The organism is Marinobacter sp. CA1 (genome assembly GCF_020546665.1).
Classification (GTDB): Bacteria; Pseudomonadota; Gammaproteobacteria; order Pseudomonadales; family Oleiphilaceae; genus Marinobacter; species Marinobacter xestospongiae.
Genome location: NZ_CP071785.1, coordinates 2,724,617 through 2,744,003, shown reverse-complemented (window position 1 = coordinate 2,744,003; position 19,387 = coordinate 2,724,617). Strand labels below are relative to the sequence as shown.

At 61.6% G+C, this 19,387-nt stretch carries 16 protein-coding genes and 2 riboswitches; of the genes, 10 read left to right on the top strand and 6 right to left on the bottom strand.

Annotated elements, in window-relative coordinates; genetic code table 11:
- Positions 1-38 precede the first annotated feature (38 nt).
- A complete protein-coding gene (hexR, locus tag J2887_RS12520) occupies positions 39-905 on the bottom strand; it encodes a transcriptional regulator HexR (RefSeq protein ID WP_227171458.1) in 867 nt (288 codons plus the stop codon).
- 237 nt (positions 906-1,142) lie between these two features.
- On the opposite strand from hexR, the gene zwf reads away from it, so the two are divergent.
- From zwf to J2887_RS12505, 3 genes are read left to right on the top strand one after another with little or no spacing between them, the layout of a single operon-like run.
- Positions 1,143-2,618, top strand: a complete 1,476-nt coding sequence (zwf, locus tag J2887_RS12515; RefSeq protein ID WP_227176119.1) for a glucose-6-phosphate dehydrogenase — start codon at positions 1,143-1,145, stop codon at positions 2,616-2,618.
- A complete protein-coding gene (pgl, locus tag J2887_RS12510) occupies positions 2,605-3,324 on the top strand; it encodes a 6-phosphogluconolactonase (RefSeq protein ID WP_324197211.1) in 720 nt (239 codons plus the stop codon). Before zwf ends, pgl begins: the two co-directional genes overlap by 14 nt.
- Before the next feature lie 18 nt (positions 3,325-3,342).
- Positions 3,343-3,999, top strand: coding sequence for a bifunctional 4-hydroxy-2-oxoglutarate aldolase/2-dehydro-3-deoxy-phosphogluconate aldolase (locus tag J2887_RS12505; RefSeq protein ID WP_227171457.1), 657 nt, complete (start codon positions 3,343-3,345; stop codon positions 3,997-3,999).
- Positions 4,000-4,043: 44 nt separating this feature from the next.
- On the opposite strand, the gene pyk is transcribed toward J2887_RS12505, so the two are convergent.
- Together pyk and gap are read right to left on the bottom strand one after the other, a co-directional pair.
- Positions 4,044-5,492, bottom strand: coding sequence for a pyruvate kinase (gene pyk / locus J2887_RS12500; RefSeq protein ID WP_227171456.1), 1,449 nt, complete (start codon positions 5,490-5,492; stop codon positions 4,044-4,046).
- A gap of 126 nt (positions 5,493-5,618) precedes the next feature.
- Entirely contained in the window at positions 5,619-6,623 is a 1,005-nt protein-coding gene (gene gap, locus J2887_RS12495) for a type I glyceraldehyde-3-phosphate dehydrogenase (protein ID WP_227171455.1), read from the bottom strand.
- Between the two features lie 264 nt (positions 6,624-6,887).
- Here gap and edd point away from each other — a divergent pair, with 264 nt between their 5' ends.
- Positions 6,888-8,723 (top strand): phosphogluconate dehydratase, encoded by a 1,836-nt coding sequence (gene edd / locus J2887_RS12490; protein WP_227176117.1) that lies wholly within the window; start codon positions 6,888-6,890, stop codon positions 8,721-8,723.
- Here edd and J2887_RS12485 read toward each other — a convergent pair.
- Positions 8,714-9,448 (bottom strand): nitroreductase family protein, encoded by a 735-nt coding sequence (locus J2887_RS12485; protein WP_227171454.1) that lies wholly within the window; start codon positions 9,446-9,448, stop codon positions 8,714-8,716. The genes edd and J2887_RS12485 overlap by 10 nt on opposite strands.
- Positions 9,449-9,552: 104 nt before the next feature.
- On the opposite strand from J2887_RS12485, the gene J2887_RS12480 reads away from it, so the two are divergent.
- Positions 9,553-10,122, top strand: a complete 570-nt coding sequence (locus J2887_RS12480; protein WP_227171453.1) for a GNAT family N-acetyltransferase — start codon at positions 9,553-9,555, stop codon at positions 10,120-10,122.
- A gap of 41 nt (positions 10,123-10,163) precedes the next feature.
- A riboswitch (glycine riboswitch) is annotated at positions 10,164-10,256 on the top strand.
- Positions 10,257-10,357: riboswitch (glycine riboswitch) on the top strand.
- Between the two features lie 23 nt (positions 10,358-10,380).
- Complete coding sequence (locus tag J2887_RS12475; RefSeq protein WP_227171452.1) at positions 10,381-11,001, top strand: trimeric intracellular cation channel family protein; 621 nt, start codon at positions 10,381-10,383, stop codon at positions 10,999-11,001.
- A gap of 105 nt (positions 11,002-11,106) precedes the next feature.
- Here J2887_RS12475 and J2887_RS12470 read toward each other — a convergent pair whose 3' ends face one another.
- Complete coding sequence (locus J2887_RS12470; RefSeq protein ID WP_227171451.1) at positions 11,107-12,786, bottom strand: AMP-binding protein; 1,680 nt, start codon at positions 12,784-12,786, stop codon at positions 11,107-11,109.
- 272 nt (positions 12,787-13,058) lie between these two features.
- Between J2887_RS12470 and J2887_RS12465 the strand changes: the two genes are divergently transcribed.
- Both J2887_RS12465 and J2887_RS12460 read left to right on the top strand, forming a co-directional pair.
- On the top strand, positions 13,059-13,394 hold the full coding sequence (locus tag J2887_RS12465; RefSeq protein ID WP_227171450.1) for an antibiotic biosynthesis monooxygenase family protein: 336 nt from the start codon (positions 13,059-13,061) through the stop codon (positions 13,392-13,394).
- Entirely contained in the window at positions 13,391-13,723 is a 333-nt protein-coding gene (locus J2887_RS12460) for an SMR family transporter (protein ID WP_227171449.1), read from the top strand. Before J2887_RS12465 ends, J2887_RS12460 begins: the two co-directional genes overlap by 4 nt.
- A gap of 91 nt (positions 13,724-13,814) precedes the next feature.
- Here the strand turns inward: J2887_RS12460 and ggt are convergent, their stop codons facing one another.
- A complete protein-coding gene (ggt, locus tag J2887_RS12455) occupies positions 13,815-15,506 on the bottom strand; it encodes a gamma-glutamyltransferase (protein ID WP_227176116.1) in 1,692 nt (563 codons plus the stop codon).
- Between the two features lie 290 nt (positions 15,507-15,796).
- Between ggt and purU the strand changes: the two genes are divergently transcribed.
- Positions 15,797-16,651 carry a formyltetrahydrofolate deformylase gene (gene purU / locus J2887_RS12450; protein WP_227171448.1) on the top strand — a complete coding sequence of 285 codons (855 nt, stop codon included), beginning with the start codon at positions 15,797-15,799 and terminating at the stop codon, positions 16,649-16,651.
- An 84-nt stretch (positions 16,652-16,735) separates the two neighbouring features.
- Positions 16,736-19,378 (top strand): DNA gyrase subunit A, encoded by a 2,643-nt coding sequence (gyrA, locus tag J2887_RS12445; RefSeq protein WP_227171447.1) that lies wholly within the window; start codon positions 16,736-16,738, stop codon positions 19,376-19,378.
- The last annotated feature ends 9 nt before the right edge of the window (positions 19,379-19,387 follow it).

The window sequence follows — 19,387 nt, the reverse complement described above, 5'->3', positions numbered from 1 at the left end:
GCTGCATGGCCGGCCCGGTCCACACCTTTCTCCCCTGGTCAGGAGCTGGCCGGGGGCAGGCGGGTGGCCTTGAGGCTGTCCTTGATCTTCTTGAGGTGATTGCGAAAACCCTCGCCCCGCTTCAGCGTCACGCCCGTGGCCAGGATATCAATCACCGCCAGGTGAATGATGCGGGATGACATCGGCATATAGACCTCGGTGTCCTCCGCTGCGGTTACCCCCAGCACGACGGTGCACACCTCTGCCAACGGCGAGCCCGGTGTGGTGATGCCGATCACGGTGGCGTCATTGGCGAGGGCGTCCTGGGCAATTTCGATCATTTCCTTGGTACGGCCGGTGTAGGAAATGATCACGATGACATCCCCGGTACTGCTGCCGGCTGCCACCATCCGTTGCATCAGTGCATCGTCGTAGTGCATCACCGGGATGTTGAAGCGGAAGAACTTGTGCTGGGCATCCAGCGCTACCGGAGCCGAGCCACCCATGCCGAAGAAGTTGATCTGCTTGGCCTGAATCAGATAGTCGATGGCGGTGGCCAGATCCTTGGGGTTCAGGGCCTGGCGGGCCTTGTCCAGGTTGGCCATGGTGGTCAGCATGACCTTGTCGGCAAACTCCTCCACCGAGTCGTCGGGCTTGATGTTCTGACCCACGTAAGGCGTGCCGGTGGCAATGCTCTGTGCCAGCCGGATCTTGAAGTCCGGAAAGCCAGAGGCGGAGAAGCCGCGGCAGAAGCGGTTGACCGTCGGCTCGCTGACGTCCGCGGTGCGGGCCAGGGCGGCAATGCTGTAGCGGGTGGCTGCGGAGGGGTCGCGGAGGATGGCTTCGGCAACCTTGCGTTCGGATTTGTTCAGGTTCTCCAGACGGTTCTGGATTTCCTCCAGCAGGTTGTCGTGCTTGGCTGACATGGGCGTGTTCTCCATTGATCCTCGGGCCGTCCGGCGGCCAGTGGGTCTGGCGAATGGTGGCCCGGCATTATAGCGGTATTCCCGCTGTATTGCCGTAGTAAAGATGTCACGGAATGCTTATTGCATTGGCAAAAACCGATGCAAGTGCCATTATTTGAGTAACGATACCACTACATTTGGGTAAAGTTACTACATGTGAGGCCTTCCGAAACCTCACCCAGCCAGTGCGAGGCATTCATGGAGGAGCGGATCGACACCCGTAGCGATCTGATGATCTTTGGCGGTCTGGGCGACCTGGCCCGCCGCAAGCTGTTTCCGGCGCTGTATCAGCTCGAGCGAACCGGACTGCTGGCCGCCGACAGCCGGGTGCTGGTGCTGGCTCGCCGTGCCCACTCGGTGGACGATGTGCGGGAACAGCTGGCATCGGATATCAGGCGCCGGGTCCCGGACAGCGACTGGGATGACGGCGTGCTCTCGCGTCTGCTGGCGCGGGTCGACTATCTGTGCCTGGACATCAACCGGCTTGATGATTACCAGCCGTTGGTGCGCTGGCGCGGTAACTGCGAGAACGCGCTTATTGTCTACATGGCAACGCCACCATCCCTGTACGGCGTGATCGCCCGCCAGTTGCGGGATGCCGGTTGTTGCACCCGCAAGACCCGGGTGGTGGTGGAGAAACCCATCGGTCACGATCTGGAGACGTCCCGCACCATCAATCAGCAGCTGGGCGAAGTGTTCAATGAGGACCAGTTGTTCCGTATTGATCACTACCTGGGCAAGGAAACGGTGCAGAACCTGATTGCACTGCGTTTTGCCAACAACCTGTTCGCCTCCCAGTGGAATCAGAATCACATTTCCCATGTGGAGATCACCGTCGCCGAGAGCGTCGGGATTGAAGGCCGCTGGGGCTATTTCGATCAGGCCGGGCAGGTCCGAGACATGATCCAGAATCACCTGCTCCAGTTACTGTGCCTGATCGCCATGGACCCGCCAGCGGACCTCTCCGCCGACAGCATCCGCGACGAGAAGGTGAAAGTGCTAAAAGCCCTCAGGCCGATCACACCGGACCTGATCGAGAGCCACCTGGTACGCGGACAGTACACTGCCGGTTCCAGCCAGGGCAAGGTGGTGCCGGGGTACCTGGAGGAAGAGGGAGCGGATCGTAACAGTACCACCGAAACCTTCGTTGCCCTCAAGGTGGAGATCGAGAACTGGCGCTGGGCCGGTGTGCCGTTCTACATCCGCACCGGCAAGCGACTGCCGGAGAAACTGTCCCAGATCATCATCCACTTCAAGCCGGCACCGCACTATATCTTCGATCCGGACCAGCGCCATCTGGCCAGCAACAAGCTGGTCATCCGGCTGCAGCCGGACGAGGGCATGACTCTGCAGATTCTGACCAAAGACCAGGGGCTGGATAAGGGCATGCGGTTACGCCGGGGCCCGCTTGAGCTGACCTTCTCGGAGGCTTTTCAGACCGATCGTATCCCGGAGGCCTATGAGCGGCTGTTGTGGGAAGTTATGAAAGGCAATCAGTACCTGTTCGTGCGTCGCGACGAAGTCGAGTATGCCTGGCGCTGGGTCGATGGTGTGGTGGCCAACTGGCAGGCCCATGATGATCTCCCCAAACGCTACGCCGCCGGTACCTGGGGGCCGGTGGCGGCCATTGCGCTGATTACCCGGGATGGCAGGAGCTGGTATGAAGATGCCTGATATTGCGTTACCGGACGGCGTGGATCTGGTGTCCGCCCTTGACGCCCATTCGGTGGCCAGCATTCTGGCCGAAAAGATCGCCGGTGTGCTCGCTGACCGCTTGCGAGAGCCCGGTCGGGCGAGCCTGGCGGTGTCTGGCGGCACGACCCCCATTGCGTTTTTCGAGCTGCTGGCGGAAAAGCCCCTCGACTGGTCCCGGGTGGATGTGGTGCTGGTGGATGAGCGCTGGGTGCCGGAGAGCGATCCAGCCAGCAATGCCGCCAGCGTTCGTCGTTACCTGCTGCAGGGCCCTGCGGCCTCCGCGACCTTCTGGCCGTTGTGGCGGGAAGGCGTGAGCCCGGAGCAGGGTGCGGCACTGGCGGACCGGGCGCTGGCTTCCCTGGCCTGGCCTTTGACAGCCGTCGTGCTGGGGCTGGGAACGGATGGCCATACTGCGTCGCTGTTCCCGGATGCGCCAGAGCTTTACCGGGCTCTGGACACCGCGCGACCGGAGCGGGTGTGTGCGATGACACCGCCATCCCAGACCCAGGCGAGAGTGACACTGACGTTGCGGGCGTTGGCGGCGGCCGGTTTCCGGGCGTTGCACATTCAGGGCGGAAGCAAGGCGGAGGCGTTGCGACAGGCCTGCGAGAACCTGGATGACGTGGCGGATATGCCGATCCGGGTATTCCTGAAACTGGGGCTGCGGGTGTTCTGGAGCGCCTGACATCCATTGGAGGTATCGATGACGCAACTGTCTGAGGTCTACCGTAACCGGGTACATGCAGTATTGAATGCAGCGCCGGTGATCCCCGTCCTGACCATTCGCGATCCGGAGCAGGCTTACCCGTTGTGCAAGGCGTTGGTGAACGGTGGCATCCGGGCATTGGAGATCACCCTGCGTACCGAGCACGGCCTGCCGGCGATCCGTCAGTTGCGGCAGTCGTTGCCAGAAGTCTGGGTGGGAGCGGGGACGGTCACTACGCCAGCGCAGTATCGCGAGGTGGAGGCGGCTGGTGCCCAGTTTGTGGTGACACCGGGTTCGACTGAGGCGGTTCTGGCCTGTGGTCTAACCTCCAACGTGCCGTTGATCCCCGGTATTGCCACGGCATCGGAGCTGATGCTGGGTTATGCCCTGGGCTATCGCGAGTTCAAGTTTTTTCCTGCCGAAGTGGCCGGTGGGACGGCGGCACTGAACGCTTTTGCGGGCCCGTTTCCGGATGTGCGTTTCTGTCCGACCGGCGGCATCGATCTCGAGAATGCGGCGGATTATCTGGCGTTGGCGAACGTGCTGACGGTGGGAGGCAGTTGGCTGACGCCGCGGGAGGCGGTGGCCGCCGGCGACTGGGGTGTTATCACCGAGCTGGCGCGGAGCAGCCTGGCGGCACTGCCGACGCCGTGAATGGCGTCGGCGAGCGCTGGGTTGCCATGCCTGGCAGAGGTTGCCTAGCGAACGTCCGGGCCAACCCTGACAATCTTCAGCGAGTTGGTGCCGCCCTGGGCGTCGGCATAGTCGCCCTTGGTGATGATGATTAGATCACCTTCCTTCACCACGCCCCGTGAGGTCAGTTCCGCCACCGCGCGGGCATTGGTTTCCTCGTGCGGCATGTCGGTGGAGTTGAACGGCACGGTCTGCACGCCACGGTACATTGATACCCGGTGCTGGGTGCTGTGGTGACGGGAGAATGCGAAGATCGGCAGGTTTGATTTGATGCGGGACATCAGCAGCGGTGTCGCGCCGGTTTCGGTCAGGCAGATGATGGCGGCAATGCCTTCCAGGTGGTTGGCGGCGTACATGGCGGACAGCGCAATGGCTTCGTCGATCCGGTCCATGGTTTCGTGGATGCGGTGCTTCGACTGACGCATCGAGGGATGCTTTTCGGCGCCCATGCAGATCCGCACCATGGCTTCCACGGCTTCCCGGGGGTAGTCGCCGACAGCAGTCTCCGCCGACAGCATCACCGCATCGGTGTAGTCCATCACCGCGTTGGCGACGTCGGACACCTCGGCCCGGGTGGGCATGGGGTTTTCGATCATCGACTCCATCATCTGGGTGGCGGTGATCACCACCTTGTTGAGGGCGCGGGCACGACCGATGATGTGCTTCTGCACCGCCACCAGTTCAGCGTCGCCGATTTCCACCGCCAGGTCGCCGCGAGCCACCATGACCGCATCCGATGCGCGGATGACGTCGTCCAGGGCGTCATCGTCGTGGGCCAGTTCGGCGCGTTCGATTTTGGCCACCAGGCCGGCGCTGGAGCCCGCTTCTTTCAGCAGGGCGCGGGCGGTATGAAGATCGTCAGCGGTGCGTACGAACGACACCGCGACGTAGTCGGCCCCCAGTTGCGCGGCGGTGCGGATGTCCTCTTTGTCCTTGTCGGTAAGGGCGTCGGCAGAAAGGCCACCGCCCCGTTTGTTGAGCCCCTTGTTGTTGGACAGCGGGCCGCCAATCAATACCCGGGAGCGAATGCTGTGGTCATCCACGGCTTCCACTTCCATCTCGATACGACCGTCATCCAGCACCAGGATATCGCCGGCTGCCACATCCTGGATCAATTGCTCGTAGTCAATGCCGACCCGCTCGCTGTCGCCGCTCTCCTTGTCCATGGCGGCATCCAATACAAAGCTCTGGCCGGCTTTCAGGGTGACCTTGTTGTCGGTAAAGCGTGCGATGCGCAGTTTGGGGCCCTGTAGATCCGCCAGGATGGCGGTATAGCGCCCCAGCGCTTCGGAGGCTTCGCGAACCTGGCGGGCCCGCTGGATGTGATCTTCGGCGCTGCCGTGGGAGAAGTTCAGGCGGGTGACGTCGACACCGGCTGCAATGATGGCCTGCAGCGATTCCGCGGAGTCGGTAGCGGGACCCAGGGTGGCGACAATCTTGGTGCGCCTCAGCATAGTGTGTTCCTTTCGGTGGGGTGGTATGAATGTTGTATTGGTATCACAGACGTATGGGGTGTCACAGGTGTATGAGTCGTCACGGATGTATGGGGTGCCACTGGCCACTGGTGTAGGCGCTGTCTGTCAGTGTTCGGCATGGACCAGCGCCAGGGTGTTGTCCAGCATTCGGTTGGAGAAGCCCCATTCATTGTCATACCAGGCCATGACTTTTACGTGACGGCCGAGCACTCGGGTGTGGTTACCGTCGACAATGCTCGACAGAGCGTTGTGGTTGAAATCAATGCTGACCAGAGGCTCATGGTTAAAGCCCATAATCGGGCTGGCATCCGCGGCTCGCTCAAGTAACTGGTTAATATCATCGACGTTAGTGTCTTTCAGGGCAATCAGGCTTAGGTCCACCATCGAGACATTGTTGGTGGGCACCCGCACCGCCAGGCCATCCAGACGGCCGGCCAGTTCCGGGATGATGCGCCCGATAGCGCCGGCCGCGCCAGTGCGGGTGGGGATCATCGACGCGGTGGTGGCGCGGGCGCGGTAGGCATCGCCGCCCCAGGCATCGGTGACCGGCTGATCGTGGGTAAAGGCATGGATGGTGGTCATCAGTCCGCTTTCGATCCCGACACCCTGGTGCAGGGCCTGCACCACCGGTGCCAGGCAGTTGGTGGTGCATGAGGCGCACGACACGATGCGATGATGCTGACGCAGTTGCTGATGGTTGACGCCGTAGACCACCATGGCGTCGGCATCCTTTGACGGTGCTGAGATCAGTACCCGGCCAGCGCCGGCCTGCAGGTGGGCTGCGGCCTGGTCGCGGGCGGTAAAACGGCCGGTACACTCCAGCACAACGTCTATATTGAGGCTGTGCCATGGCAGGCTGGCGGGGTCTGTTCGGGCGGTGGTGGCGATGCGGTCGCCGTTGACAGTCAGCAATTCGGCATCGTGGTCGATCGTGCCGCTGAAGTGGCCGTGGATGCTGTCATGGCGAAGCAAATGGGCCAGTCCCTGCGGCGGCGCCAAGTCGTTGATGGCGACAATCTGAAGGCGGTCGCGGTAGCTGTTTTCGTACAGCGCCCGCAGTACATTGCGGCCGATACGTCCAAAGCCGTTAATCGCTATGCGAATGGTCATGGTGCATCTCCACGGTTGCCAGGGGACTCAGTACAGTGGAAAGATGTAGTAATTATAACAACATTTTTGCCTTGTGGCAGGTTATGTCAGCGCTGAATTTTGTAAATGCAAGGTAAGTTTACAGTGGAATCATGCCGTTGAGACCGTTCGCAGAGCGCTGAGTTCCGGCATGTGCCGGTGATTGGACGGACCCGGCCAGGCATGGAAGCACATAGACCGAGAAAAGCGGAAAACGGCAATAACGGAAAGAAGCGGAGTGAGATGATGCACCGGACCGTGGAACAGGTGACCCAACGCATTACCGAACGCAGTCGCGACCTGCGGACTGACTATCTGGCACGAATGGAGGCCCAGAAGGCGGAGTCTCCCCAGCGTCAGACCCTGTCCTGTGGCAACCTGGCTCACGGCTTTGCGGCGTGCCAGCCGGCTGAGAAGGACGTACTGCGGCTGATGAACCGGGCCAACGTGGCGATGGTGTCGGCCTACAACGACATGCTTTCCGCGCACCAGCCCTATCAACGGTTTCCGCCACTGATCCGTGACGCCGCGGAAGCCATGGGATCGGTGGCCCAGTTCGCCGGCGGTACGCCAGCGATGTGTGACGGGGTAACCCAGGGCCGGCCGGGAATGGAGCTTAGCCTGTTCTCCCGGGATGTGATCGCCATGAGCACCGCCGTGGCGCTCAGTCACAACATGTTCGACGCCACGGTCCTGCTGGGCATCTGCGACAAGATCGTGCCCGGATTGTTGATCGGCGCCCTCAGCTTTGGTCATCTGCCGACGGTACTGATTCCCTCCGGCCCGATGCCCTCCGGGTTACCGAACAAGGAGAAGCAGCGGGTGCGTCAGCTGTATGCCGAGGGCAAGGCGAGCCGGGAGGAGCTGCTGGAGGTGGAGAGCCGTTCCTACCACAGCCCCGGAACCTGCACCTTCTATGGCACCGCCAACAGCAACCAGTTGCTGGTGGAGGTGATGGGGCTGCACCTGCCGGGCGCGGCCTTCTGTCCGCCAAACACGCCGTTGCGGGACGCCCTGACCCGGGCAGCGACCGAGCAGGTGATACGACTGTCCCGCCCCAATGGCGGCGAGCTTGGGTTGGCGGACATGGTTGATGAGAAAAGCATCGTCAATGCGTTGGTGGCGCTACTGGTCACCGGAGGCTCGACCAATCACACCATGCACTGGGTGGCTATCGCCCGGGCGGCTGGCATTCTGATCGACTGGCAGGATTTTGCTGACCTGTCGGCGGCCGTGCCGACGCTGACCCGGATCTATCCCAATGGCCAGGAAGATGTGAACGCGTTCCATGAAGCCGGCGGCACCCCCTTCCTGATCCGCGAACTGCTGTCCGCAGGGCTGTTGCATGAGGACGTTCAGACAGTCGCGGGGCCGGGACTGGAGCGCTATACCCGGGCCCCCCACCTGGAAGGGGAGCGCCTAGTCTGGCAGCCCGTTGCCCGGGCAACGGGGAACGACGGTGTTTTGCGGGGCTGCGACAACCCGTTTGCGGTGGATGGGGGCTTGCGACTGCTGGCTGGCAACCTGGGGCGCGGTGTGATCAAGGTGTCGGCGGTGGCGCCGGACCATCACTGCGTGGAAGCGCCGGCTGTCATTTTCCACGACCAGGACGATCTTGAGCGGGCGTTCAAGGCCGGCGAGTTGGACCGGGACTGTGTGGTGGTGGTGCGTTTCCAGGGGCCGCGGGCCAACGGCATGCCGGAGCTACATCGTCTGACGCCCTACCTGGGCGTGCTTCAGGATCGCGGCTATCGGGTAGCTCTGGTCACCGACGGCCGGATGTCCGGAGCTTCCGGCAAGGTGCCGGCGGCGATTCACGTCTATCCCGAGGCGGCTGAGGGTGGCCCCTTGGCGCTGCTGCGTGAGGGCGATCTGATCCGCGTTGATGCCGGCACTGGGCAATTGTCCGTCAGTCTCAGTGAGGCCGAGCTGTCCTCGCGCCAGCCCGCAACGGCGGACCTGGCTGTTCACCATCATGGCGTCGGCCGGGACCTGTTCGGCTGGATGCGCCGCGACGCCAGCAATCCGGAGCAGGGGGCCAGCGTGTTCTGGTCGCCCGGGGCGGACGCCGATCACAGGTAATGGACAAAACGCTCGCGTTCGAACCGGTACTGCTGATGGTAGACGCCGTTCTCCGCCCGTTTGCCTGCCGCGAGAACCATGGTCACCAGGCCCTTGCGGGGAATCTTGAGCAGCTTGCGAACCCGGCACTCATCAAAGCCTTCCATCGGACAGGAGTCGTAGCCATGGGCCCGCAACGCCAGTATCAGGTTTTCCGCGGCAAGCGCTGTGGATTTGGTCGCCCAGATTTTCATCTCATTGGTGGAGTAGGGCCCTCGTGGCACCGGTCGGGCCAGGCCGGCCGCCAGCCCGATGCCTTTCTTGGCGAGGCCAAACAGGCCCAGCGGACCCTGAGCGTATTGCAGTGGTGCGAATCGCTGATAATAAGTGCGGACGATGCCGGGCAGGCTTTCCTCTGGCCATTGCTGGATTGCCAGTCGACTGTGCTCGGCCCAGGTGTCGGTGCGGGCTACGATGGCGATCAGGACTGGAGCTGTGCGAGCGGCGTTCTGGTTCAGGCAGGCCCGGGCCAGTTTCTGGCGTAGCGCCGGTGTGGTCACGACAAAGAACTCCCAGGGCTGCAGATTGCTGGAGTTGGGAGCCAGCATCGCCAGGTCCAGGCAGTCGTCGAGAATGCCGTGGGGAATGGCGGTATCGGTAAAGCGGCGAATGGAGCGTCGGCTTTCCACAACCTTGCGGAATTCTTTCGGGTTGGCAGCGGGCAGATCCTTGAGTGGGGCGTTCATGGCAGTCTCCTTGCACCGTGGTCGGAACTTTGTATGATGCCCGGCCCCCAACGAACTGGCCAGGGTGCCTGTCGGGCCTCAGGCAATACGGATAAGGAATCAATATGGCAACACCTGTTGAGTTGCAGACGGAGCGTTTACGGTTGCGTCAGTGGTGCTCCGGAGATCGGGAGCCTTTCGCGCGCATGAGTTCGGACCCGGAGGTGATGGCGTACTTTCCATCGCTGCTGTCGCGGGAAGACAGCGATGCCATGGCGGACCGGTGCCAGGCCCTGATCGAGCTGCGTGGCTGGGGGTTCTGGGCGCTCGAAGCCCGCGATGGCGGTGAATTTTTGGGTTTCGTGGGGCTTCATGAGCCGGCAGCGGAGTTGCCGTTCTCGCCGTGTGTCGAGATTGGCTGGCGCCTGGCCCGCGAAGCCTGGGGCAGGGGCTATGCCACCGAAGCCGCCGGTGCCGCCCTGGATTTTGCCTTTGATCATCTTGATTTGGCAGAAGTGGTGTCCTTTACCACCCTGGAGAACCGCCGTTCCCGCGCAGTGATGGAGCGTCTGGGGATGCGTAGCTCCCCGGATGAGAATTTTGAGCACCCGGCGGTCGCCGTGGGAAATCCGCTGCGGCCCCACTGTCTCTATCGCCTGGATCGGGACGACTGGCGTCGTGGATCGGCGAATTGATCAAAATCTGATCTTTTCATCGACGCCCGAATCCGTATAATGGCGGCCTCGCAGGAGAGAGGGGTTGTATCAGCAGCCCCCGCCGAAGGCGCAAACTCCCATAAACGCTCAGGCACCGGTACTGCGACACAACCAGACACGCCGACTGGAGAGCGACTGCCAAGAGCAGTCCACCGAAGGGGCAAGCGGCTACCACGCCGCCCAAACTCTCAGGTACACAGGACAGGGGGAGAGGCACGACGACAGCAGGAGTCCTGCGTGCTCACCTATATCTATGTGATAGCCATCACAGCGGAAGCCATGTCCGGTGCCCTGGCAGCCGGACGTCGGAACATGGACATGTTCGGCGTGGCCCTGATCGCTTTTCTTACCGCTCTTGGCGGCGGTACCGTGCGGGATATCCTGCTGGGTAACTACCCGGTCAACTGGACCCAGCACCCGTCCTACATCTACCTCACCATCTCCGCCGGTTTGTTCACCATTGTGATCGCCCGCTTTATGCGTCACCTTCACCAGCTGTTCCTGATTCTCGATGCGATGGGGCTGGTGGCCTTTACCATCATCGGCTGCAATGTTGCCCTCAGTCTCAACTACAACACGCCGGTTGTGGTGATGGCGGGGATCACCACGGGCATTTTCGGTGGCATCCTGCGGGATCTGATGTGCAATCGCACCCCTCAGGTACTGCAGCATGAGCTGTATGCCAGTGTCTCGCTGCTGGTGGCGTTGCTGTATCTGTTCCTGCTGGATCGTCAGGTCGATCATGATATCAACCTGCTGGCCTCGTTCAGCGTCGGTCTGGCCCTTCGGCTGGCGGCCATTCGCTGGCAGTGTTCCCTGCCGGTGTTTTCCTATGCCCCGGAAAAATGGCAGGACTGATGGCGGGTGTCGGTCAGCCGGTACGCGTACGACATGGCAGGGCTCTGTGAAAGGCTGAGAATCGCTGGAAAACTGCCCCGGCCAGGGTGGCCGGGGCGTCTGGTCTTACTCCCAGACAATCCTGCGATTCTGGTCATACCAGCCAGCCATGCGGTCGGCGTAGTGGCTTTCGATGACGTTGCGCTTGATCTTCAGGGTGGGGGTGAGCATGCCGTTCTCGATGCGCCAGGGTTCGTTGACCACCACGGCGAACGCCAGTTTTTCATGGGGCTCTGCCTCGGCGTTGACCCGGGTGAGAACCTCCGTCAGCTCACGTTCCAGTTCGTCGTGATTGCTGTGGGCCGCCAGCTCTTCCCGGGTTTCTTCTGCCAGCAGGATCAGGGCGCAGGGCTGGGGCTGGTTGGCGCCGGCGACGCAGACGGCCTCCAGCTTGGGGTGGTTGAAGCGGCTTTCCAGTGGCACCGGCACCACGTACTTGCCCTTGGCGGTTTTGAACAGGTCCTTCACCCGGCCGGTGATGCGCAGGTAGCCGTCGCTGTCGATTTCGCCCATGTCGCCGGTCTTGAGGAAGCCGTCCTCCGTCAGGTCTTCGCGGGTTTTCTCTTCATTCCGATAGTATCCCAGCATCTGTCCGGGGCTTTTTACCTGAACCTCACCATTGTCGCCAATACGGTGTTCGACGCCGGGATTCGCTACACCAACAGTGCCCACGCGGGTCTGGCCAGGACGGTTGCTGTGGGAGTAGCCGAAGTTCTCAGACATGCCGTACACCTCCAGCAGCTCCAGCCCCAGGTTGCGGTACCAGGCAATAATTTCCGGCGACAGCGGTGCAGCGCCGGTCAGGGCGGCCCGGCAGTGATTCAGGCCGAGCTGGGTCAGCACCTTCTTCTTTACCAGCCGGTTGACCAGGGGCAGGTTGAACAGCAGTTTCTGTTTGCCGGGTGAGAGCTTTTCATTGATCGCCAGATAGAACTTCATCCACAGTCGTGGCACCGAGAAGAACAGGGTGGGGCGTGCCCGTTGCAGGTCTTCCTGGAAGCTCTCCAGGGAATTGGCGAAGTACAGGTGGAAGCCATAGAACAGCGACAGGTTCTCCACCGCGGCCCGCTCGGCGACGTGGGCCAGTGGCAGGTACGACAGCATGCGGTCGTCCTGGTTGACCGGGAACAGCTGCTTGAGACCATCCGCCACGGAGATCAGCGACTGGAAACTGTGCATCACGCCTTTGGGCCGGCCGGTGCTGCCCGAGGTGTAGACAATGGTGGCCAGGTCCGTTGGTGACGGAGAGTGCATGGGCTGCGGTGCGGTATTGGCCACGATGTCGGTCCACTGCGGTGTATCCCGGCGAGGGGACATGGGCAGGGAGATCAGTGGCAGATCGACCGGCAGAATGTCCTTGATATCGTTCCAGCCATCCACGGTGCCGTCCATTTTGCCGAGGAACAGCAGGCGAGCTTCGCTGTGCTCCAGAATGTAGGCGGCGGTGTCGCCATTGAGGGTGGGGTACAGGGGAACGGAGACGTGTCCGGCGGCCCAGATGGCCAGATCGGCCAGCACCCAGTGGGCGCTGTTGCGGCCCAGAAGGGCAACGTTGCTGTGCTCCGGAATGTTCAGACTGCGCAGGTGGGCTGCCATTCTGGCGACCTGGTCGGCGGCTTCGCCCCAGGTGATGTCCTGGGTACTGCCGTCCGGGAACGGCTGGGTCAGGTAGACCCGGTCGGGCGTTTTCTGGGCCCAGTAACTCAGACAGTGGAGAGACGTGCTGGGGTGTGTTGCGGCGTTCATGGAGTGGACTCCTTTATTATTGTTCAAGGCGGTATCGGCCAAAAGTTGTTCGCTCGCCAAAGCTATCATAGCCTTTGCGGTATCCCGGGGCGATAGCCTTGGCGCTCCGGGCAATTGGCCGTTTATGACACGCCGGCGGGGCTCGCCAGCGCCGGCGGTACTTACCCCGATTCCCTGTCGCCGGTCTGATCTCTATACTCTCACGCCCCCCACCTGGAATCCCGTCGCCTGTTGAGGTGCGGTTTTCTGATCGAAGGTATTGGAGTCTGACAATGGCAGAGATTGCAACAACACCCGTGCCTCCCTATTACACGGTCATCTTCACCTCCCTGCGTACGTCCGACGATGACGGCTATGGTGAAATGGCGGTAAGGATGGTTGAGCTGGCGCAGCAGCAGGAAGGCTTTCTCGGTATCGAGTCGGCCCGCGAGGAGGTCGGTATCACGGTTTCCTACTGGCGGGATCCGGAATCGATTCGGCGCTGGAAGGCCCAGGTTGAACATCGCGAGGCTCAGCGGCTGGGGCGAAGTCAGTGGTATGCCGATTATCGGGTCCGGGTTGCCCGGGTCGAGCGCGATTATGGTCCTGAATCCGGAGGCGTGGCGTGAATAACTGGGTGTTGCTGATTGCCGCCATTGGTGCTGAGGTGGTGGCGACTTCGGCCCTCAAGGCCAGCGATGGTTTTTCCCGGCTGTGGCCGTCGGTGCTGGTGGTGGTGGGCTATGGTCTGGCCTTTTACCTGCTGGCGCTGACCCTGCGCTCCATTCCCGTCGGTGTGGCCTATGCCATCTGGTCCGGCGTCGGTGTGGTGGCGATTGCGCTGATTGGCTGGCTGGTGTTTGGCCAGAAACTGGACGCGCCGGCGGTGATTGGTATGGGGTTGATCGTTGCCGGGGTGCTGGTGATGAATGGCATGTCCCGGACTGTCGGACACTAGTCTGCCGACTCTTGTCTGGAAAAGAAATTTTGGAAGTTTTATAAGAAAGGCGGGCGTGGTGCCCGCCTTTCTGTTTGTGTGTTTTGAAGTCCTAGAATCCCTGGGCTGAGGACGTACTGCGGCGCGGATCGGCGCCACCATACAGCATGCCATCCTCACCCACGGCAATGCTCTGGATCGCCCCCATGGCGCTGCGGGTTTCCACGGTGTGGCCCATACCTTCCAGTAAACGAATGGTGTCCGGGCTGATGCCGTTCTCAATGCGGATCTCATCCGGCAGCCACTGGTGATGGATGCGAGGCGCTGCCACCGCAGACTGGATGTTCATGCCATGGTCGATCACGTTCATCAGCACCTGCAGGGTGGTGGTGATGATGCGGGAGCCGCCGGGGCTGCCGGTGACCAGCACATTACGGCCGTCTTTGCGGACAATGGTTGGCGACATCGAGCTGAGCATGCGCTTGCCGGGCTCGATCTTGTTGGCTTCGCCGCCAATCAGGCCGTAGGCATTGGGTACGCCGGGTTTGGCACTGAAGTCGTCCATCTCGTTGTTGAGCAGGAAGCCGGCACCGGTCACGGTGATGCCTGAGCCATAACTGAAGTTGATGGTGTAGGTGTTGGAAACGGCGTTACCCCAGCGATCAACAATGGAGAAGTGGGTTGTTTCGTTGCTCTCGTATCCGGCTGGATCACCGGCGCGGATGTCCACCGAGGGGCGGGCCTGGTCCGGATCGATGCCGTCGCGGAGGCGTTCGGCGTAGGCTTTGTCGGTGAGGCCGGCCAGCGGCACCTCAACAAAGTCGGTGTCGCCCAGGTATTCGGAGCGATCGGCATAGGCCAGTTTCATCGCCTCGGCCATCAGGTGAATGGTCTGGGCGGAGTTGTGGCCATACTCGCCAATCGGGTAACCCTCAAGGATGTTGAGGATCTGGACGATGTGGGTGCCGCCGGATGAGGGTGGTGACATGGAGTAGACGTCGTACCCCCGGTAGTTGCCGTGGATGGGCTGGCGGATGGCCGGCTGGTAGTTTTTCAGGTCTTCCAGGGTAATGAGGCCATCATTCTGCTCCATCTCGTCTACGATCAGCTGCGCGGTTTCACCCTCGTAGAAGCCCTTGATGCCCTGATCGGCGATGCGTTGCAGGGTGGCGGCGAGATCGGGTTGGCGGAAGCGTTCACCAGGCTGGTAGGCGCTGCCATCCTCCTTGTAGAACTTGGCCTTGCTGGCGGGCCAGGGCTCCAGGCGGTCGCGGGCGCTTTCCAGGCCGTGGCTGAAGCGGGGCGGCACAACGAAACCTTCCCGTGCGAGCTGTATGGCCGGTGCCAGTGCCTGTTTCAGGCTGAGGGTGCCGTGGCGCTCCAGGGCCATGGCCAGGCCGGCGACTGTGCCGGGCACGCCAGCGGCCTTGTGGGTGAAGCGGCTGCGGTTCTGGACGACGTTGCCGTCGCTGTCCTGATACATGGTTTCGGTGGCGGCCGCCGGTGCGGTTTCGCGGTAGTCGATGGCCGTTACCGGGCTCTGGTCGCCAGGGGCAATCAGCATGAAACCGCCGCCTCCGATGTTACCGGAGCGGGGTTGGGTGACCGCCAGGGCGAAGCCAGCGGTGACCGCGGCGTCGATGGCGTTGCCGCCGTCCTTGAGAACCTGCAGGGCGACGTCGGTTGCCAGGGTATGGCTGGTGGCTACCATTCCGTTGCGACCTTCGCTGGGGTGATGGCGCTCGCCCTCCAGAATGGCGGCAGCAGTGGCGGATTGCCAGGGCTGGGCCAGCACTGCCGGCATCAGGCAGAGCAGGAACAGCGGGCGTCGAAAGTGTCTGAGCATGGTGTCGTCCTTGTTGCTTTTCTTGGTTGAAGCCAGTTTCCCCGGCTGGCGTTGCTTTGCGGGGCGGCCGGCTCATTAAGATGGCCCAGGCTATCGGGTGGCGCAACTGTCGGAAGGTTGGATAGATTGCCCCGGATTTGGCGCCGCCTTCGTTTCTTGCCGCCAGATACGCTATGATAGCCGGTCACTTTTCCGGGTTGGCCTGTCTGGCGAACCCGCTTTCCCAGGTTTTTAAAGGAAAGGCCCTCATGGAGCATACCTATCGTCTTGTGATTTCCTGCCCCGATCGGGTAGGCATTGTTGCCAAGGTCAGTAACTTCCTGTCGACCTACAACGGCTGGATTACCGAGGCCAGCCATCACTCTGACATCCAGACCGGCTGGTTCTTCATGCGCCACGAAATCAAGGCCAGCTCCATTCCCTTCGGGCTGGACCAGTTCCGGGCTGCGTTTGAGCCGATCGCCCGCGAATTTGACATGCGCTGGCAGGTGGCGGACTCCGCCCAGCCCAAGCGGGTGGTGTTGATGTGCAGCAAGGAGTCCCATTGCCTGGCGGACCTGCTGCATCGCTGGCACAGCAAAGAGCTGAACTGCGAAGTGGTGGGGGTGATCTCCAACCACGAAGATCTGCGCCGGATGGTGGAGTGGTACGACATTCCCTATCACCACGTGCCGGTATCCCGGGACAACAAGGCCGAAGCCTTTGCCCAGATCGGTGAGTTGATCGACAGCTATCAGACTGACGTGGTGGTGCTGGCGCGTTACATGCAGATCCTGCCGCCGGACCTGTGCGAGCGCTATGCTGGCAAGGTGATCAACATTCACCACAGCTTCCTGCCGTCGTTCGCCGGGGCCCGCCCCTATCACCAGGCCTACAGTCGGGGGGTGAAACTGATCGGTGCAACCTGCCATTACGTCACCCAGGATCTGGACGAAGGTCCGATCATCGAACAGGACGTGATTCGCATTACCCACAGCGATTCCATCGACGACATGGTGCGCCTGGGTCGGGATGTGGAGAAGAACGTACTGGCCCGAGGCCTGCGTTCCCACATTGAGGACCGGGTGATTACCTATGAAAACAAGACGGTGGTTTTCGACTGAGTCCAGGGGCCGAATGTGGTAATATCGGCCGCTTGTTGAAAACGATTCTCACGACTTTCAGTAAACGCAAAGGAACCTTTCTCGATGGGTGAATTAGCCAAAGAGATCCTGCCGGTCAACATAGAAGACGAACTGAAGCAGTCCTACCTTGATTACGCCATGAGCGTCATCGTCGGTCGGGCGCTGCCGGATGTTCGAGACGGTCTCAAGCCTGTGCACCGGCGTGTGCTGTTCGCCATGTCGGAACTGGGCAACGACTGGAACAAGGCCTACAAGAAATCTGCCCGTGTGGTGGGTGACGTGATCGGTAAGTACCACCCCCACGGTGACTCTGCGGTTTACGACACCATCGTGCGTATGGCTCAGCCCTTCTCGCTGCGTTACCCGCTGGTGGATGGTCAGGGCAACTTCGGTTCCATTGACGGCGACAACGCCGCTGCCATGCGTTACACCGAAATCCGCATGGAGAAGATCGCCCACTCGCTGCTGGCGGATCTGGACAAGGAAACCGTCGACTACGTGCCCAACTACGACGGCACCGAGCAGATTCCCGAGGTACTGCCAACGCGGGTACCCAACCTGCTGGTCAACGGCTCCTCCGGTATTGCGGTGGGCATGGCCACCAACATCCCGCCGCACAACCTGACCGAAGTGGTCAACGGCTGTCTGGCGCTGATTGATGACCCGGACCTGACTGTCGACGACCTGATGGAGTACATCCCAGGCCCGGACTTCCCCACCCAGGGCATCATCAACGGTCGTGCCGGCATTGTTGAGGCCTACCGCACCGGTCGTGGCCGTATCTACATCCGTGCCCGCCATGAGATCGAGCACGACAAGAAGACCGGCCGTGACGCCATCATCATCACCGAGCTGCCTTACCAGCTGAACAAGGCGCGGCTGATTGAAAAGATCGCCGAGCTGGTGAAAGAGAAGAAGATCGAAGGCATCTCCGAACTGCGGGATGAGTCCAACAAGGAAGGTATCCGGGTGGTAATTGAGTTGCGCCGCAACGAAAACCCGGACGTGGTGATCAACAACCTGTTCGCCCAGACCCAGCTGGAAACCGTGTTCGGAATCAATACCGTGGCACTGGTGAACGGCGAGCCCAAGGTTTTGAACCTGAAAGAGCTGCTGGATGCGTTCCTGCGTCACCGTCGTGAAGTGGTGACCCGCAGAACCATCTACGAGCTGCGCAAGGCCCGTGAACGTGGCCATATCCTGGAAGGCCTGGCGGTAGCACTTGCCAACATCGATGAGATCATCGAGCTGATCAAGGCGTCGCCGTCTGCCGCCGAGGCCAAAGAGAAGCTGATGAACCAGGGATGGGTGCCGGGCGACGTCATGGCAATGCTGGAGCGTGCCGGTGAAGACGCCTGCCGCCCCGACGATCTGCCGGAAATCTATGGCATCCGCGATGGGCTGTATCACCTGTCTCCGGAGCAGGCCCAGGCGATTCTGGATCTGCGTCTGCATCGCCTGACCGGTCTGGAGACCGAGAAACTTCAGAACGAGTACCGCGACATTCTCGACAAGATTGCCGACCTGCTGGACATCCTGGGCAATCCTGAGCGCCTGCTGCAGGTGATTCGTGACGAACTGACGGCGGTGGTGGACGAGTACGGCGACGACCGTCGCACCGAGATCACCAGCTCCCGTCGTGACCTGACCATTGCTGACCTGATTGACGAAGAAGACCTGGTGGTGACCATCTCTCACGGTGGTTACGCCAAGACCCAGGCCGTGACCGATTATCAGGCCCAGCGCCGCGGTGGTCGTGGCAAGGCCGCGACGTCGATGAAGGAAGAGGATTTCGTCGAGAAGCTGCTGGTAGCCAACTCTCACGACACCATTCTGTGTTTCTCCAACCGGGGTAAGGTTTACTGGCTGCGGGTGTTTGAGATTCCCCGGGCCAGCCGCGCCTCCCGTGGACGTCCAATGGTCAATATCCTGCCGCTGGATGAGGGTGAGCGGATCACCACCTTCCTGCCGGTGCGTGACTATCCGGAAGAGCACTATGTGCTGATGGCCACCTCCCATGGTGTGGTCAAGAAAACGCCATTGCCGAACTTCTCCCGTCCTCGCAGCAGCGGCCTGATTGCCCTGAACCTGGACGAAGGGGATACCCTGATTGGCGCAGCCATTACCGAAGGCGATGCTGAGGTCATGCTGTTCTCCAGCGCCGGCAAGGCCGTGCGCTTCAATGAAGAAGCGGTGCGCCCAATGAGCCGGACCGCCCGCGGGGTACGCGGTATCAAACTGCCGGAAGGCCACCAGGTGGTGTCACTGATCATCCCTCAGTCGGATGACGGGGTGATTCTGACCGCCAGTGAAAACGGCTACGGCAAGCGCACCACCATTGATGAGTTCCCGACCTACAGTCGTGGCAGCCAGGGCGTGATTGCCATGCAGTGTTCGGAGCGGAACGGCAACCTGGTGACCGCACTGCAACTGTTTGACGGCGACGAGATGATGCTGATCTCCGACAAGGGCACCCTGGTGCGCACGCGGACAGACGAAGTCTCGATCCTCAGCCGTAACACCCAAGGGGTTCGTCTGATCAAGTTGTCTCAGGAAGATGAGCGCCTGGTGGGCGTTGAGCGCATTGCCGAGGGCGACGACGAATCGGTCGCCGATGGCGAAGACGGGGCGGAGTCGGCGCCAGTTGAACCTTGTGAGGCAGCAGCGCCAGAGGCCGGAGACCAAGAGGATGGCGGCGACGAGTAAGCCGTCGCT

What these genes read in the sequence shown, in the direction of transcription:
- hexR (WP_227171458.1), bottom strand. Translation starts at nt 905, where the DNA reads ATGTCAGCCAAGCACGACAACCTGCTGGAGGAAATCCAGAACCGTCTG.
- zwf (WP_227176119.1), top strand. Translation starts at nt 1,143, where the DNA reads ATGGAGGAGCGGATCGACACCCGTAGCGATCTGATGATCTTTGGCGGT.
- pgl (WP_324197211.1), top strand. Translation starts at nt 2,605, where the DNA reads ATGAAGATGCCTGATATTGCGTTACCGGACGGCGTGGATCTGGTGTCC.
- J2887_RS12505 (WP_227171457.1), top strand. Translation starts at nt 3,343, where the DNA reads ATGACGCAACTGTCTGAGGTCTACCGTAACCGGGTACATGCAGTATTG.
- pyk (WP_227171456.1), bottom strand. Translation starts at nt 5,492, where the DNA reads ATGCTGAGGCGCACCAAGATTGTCGCCACCCTGGGTCCCGCTACCGAC.
- gap (WP_227171455.1), bottom strand. Translation starts at nt 6,623, where the DNA reads ATGACCATTCGCATAGCGATTAACGGCTTTGGACGTATCGGCCGCAAT.
- edd (WP_227176117.1), top strand. Translation starts at nt 6,888, where the DNA reads ATGCACCGGACCGTGGAACAGGTGACCCAACGCATTACCGAACGCAGT.
- J2887_RS12485 (WP_227171454.1), bottom strand. Translation starts at nt 9,448, where the DNA reads ATGAACGCCCCACTCAAGGATCTGCCCGCTGCCAACCCGAAAGAATTC.
- J2887_RS12480 (WP_227171453.1), top strand. Translation starts at nt 9,553, where the DNA reads ATGGCAACACCTGTTGAGTTGCAGACGGAGCGTTTACGGTTGCGTCAG.
- J2887_RS12470 (WP_227171451.1), bottom strand. Translation starts at nt 12,786, where the DNA reads ATGAACGCCGCAACACACCCCAGCACGTCTCTCCACTGTCTGAGTTAC.
- J2887_RS12465 (WP_227171450.1), top strand. Translation starts at nt 13,059, where the DNA reads ATGGCAGAGATTGCAACAACACCCGTGCCTCCCTATTACACGGTCATC.
- ggt (WP_227176116.1), bottom strand. Translation starts at nt 15,506, where the DNA reads ATGCCGGCAGTGCTGGCCCAGCCCTGGCAATCCGCCACTGCTGCCGCC.
- purU (WP_227171448.1), top strand. Translation starts at nt 15,797, where the DNA reads ATGGAGCATACCTATCGTCTTGTGATTTCCTGCCCCGATCGGGTAGGC.
- gyrA (WP_227171447.1), top strand. Translation starts at nt 16,736, where the DNA reads ATGGGTGAATTAGCCAAAGAGATCCTGCCGGTCAACATAGAAGACGAA.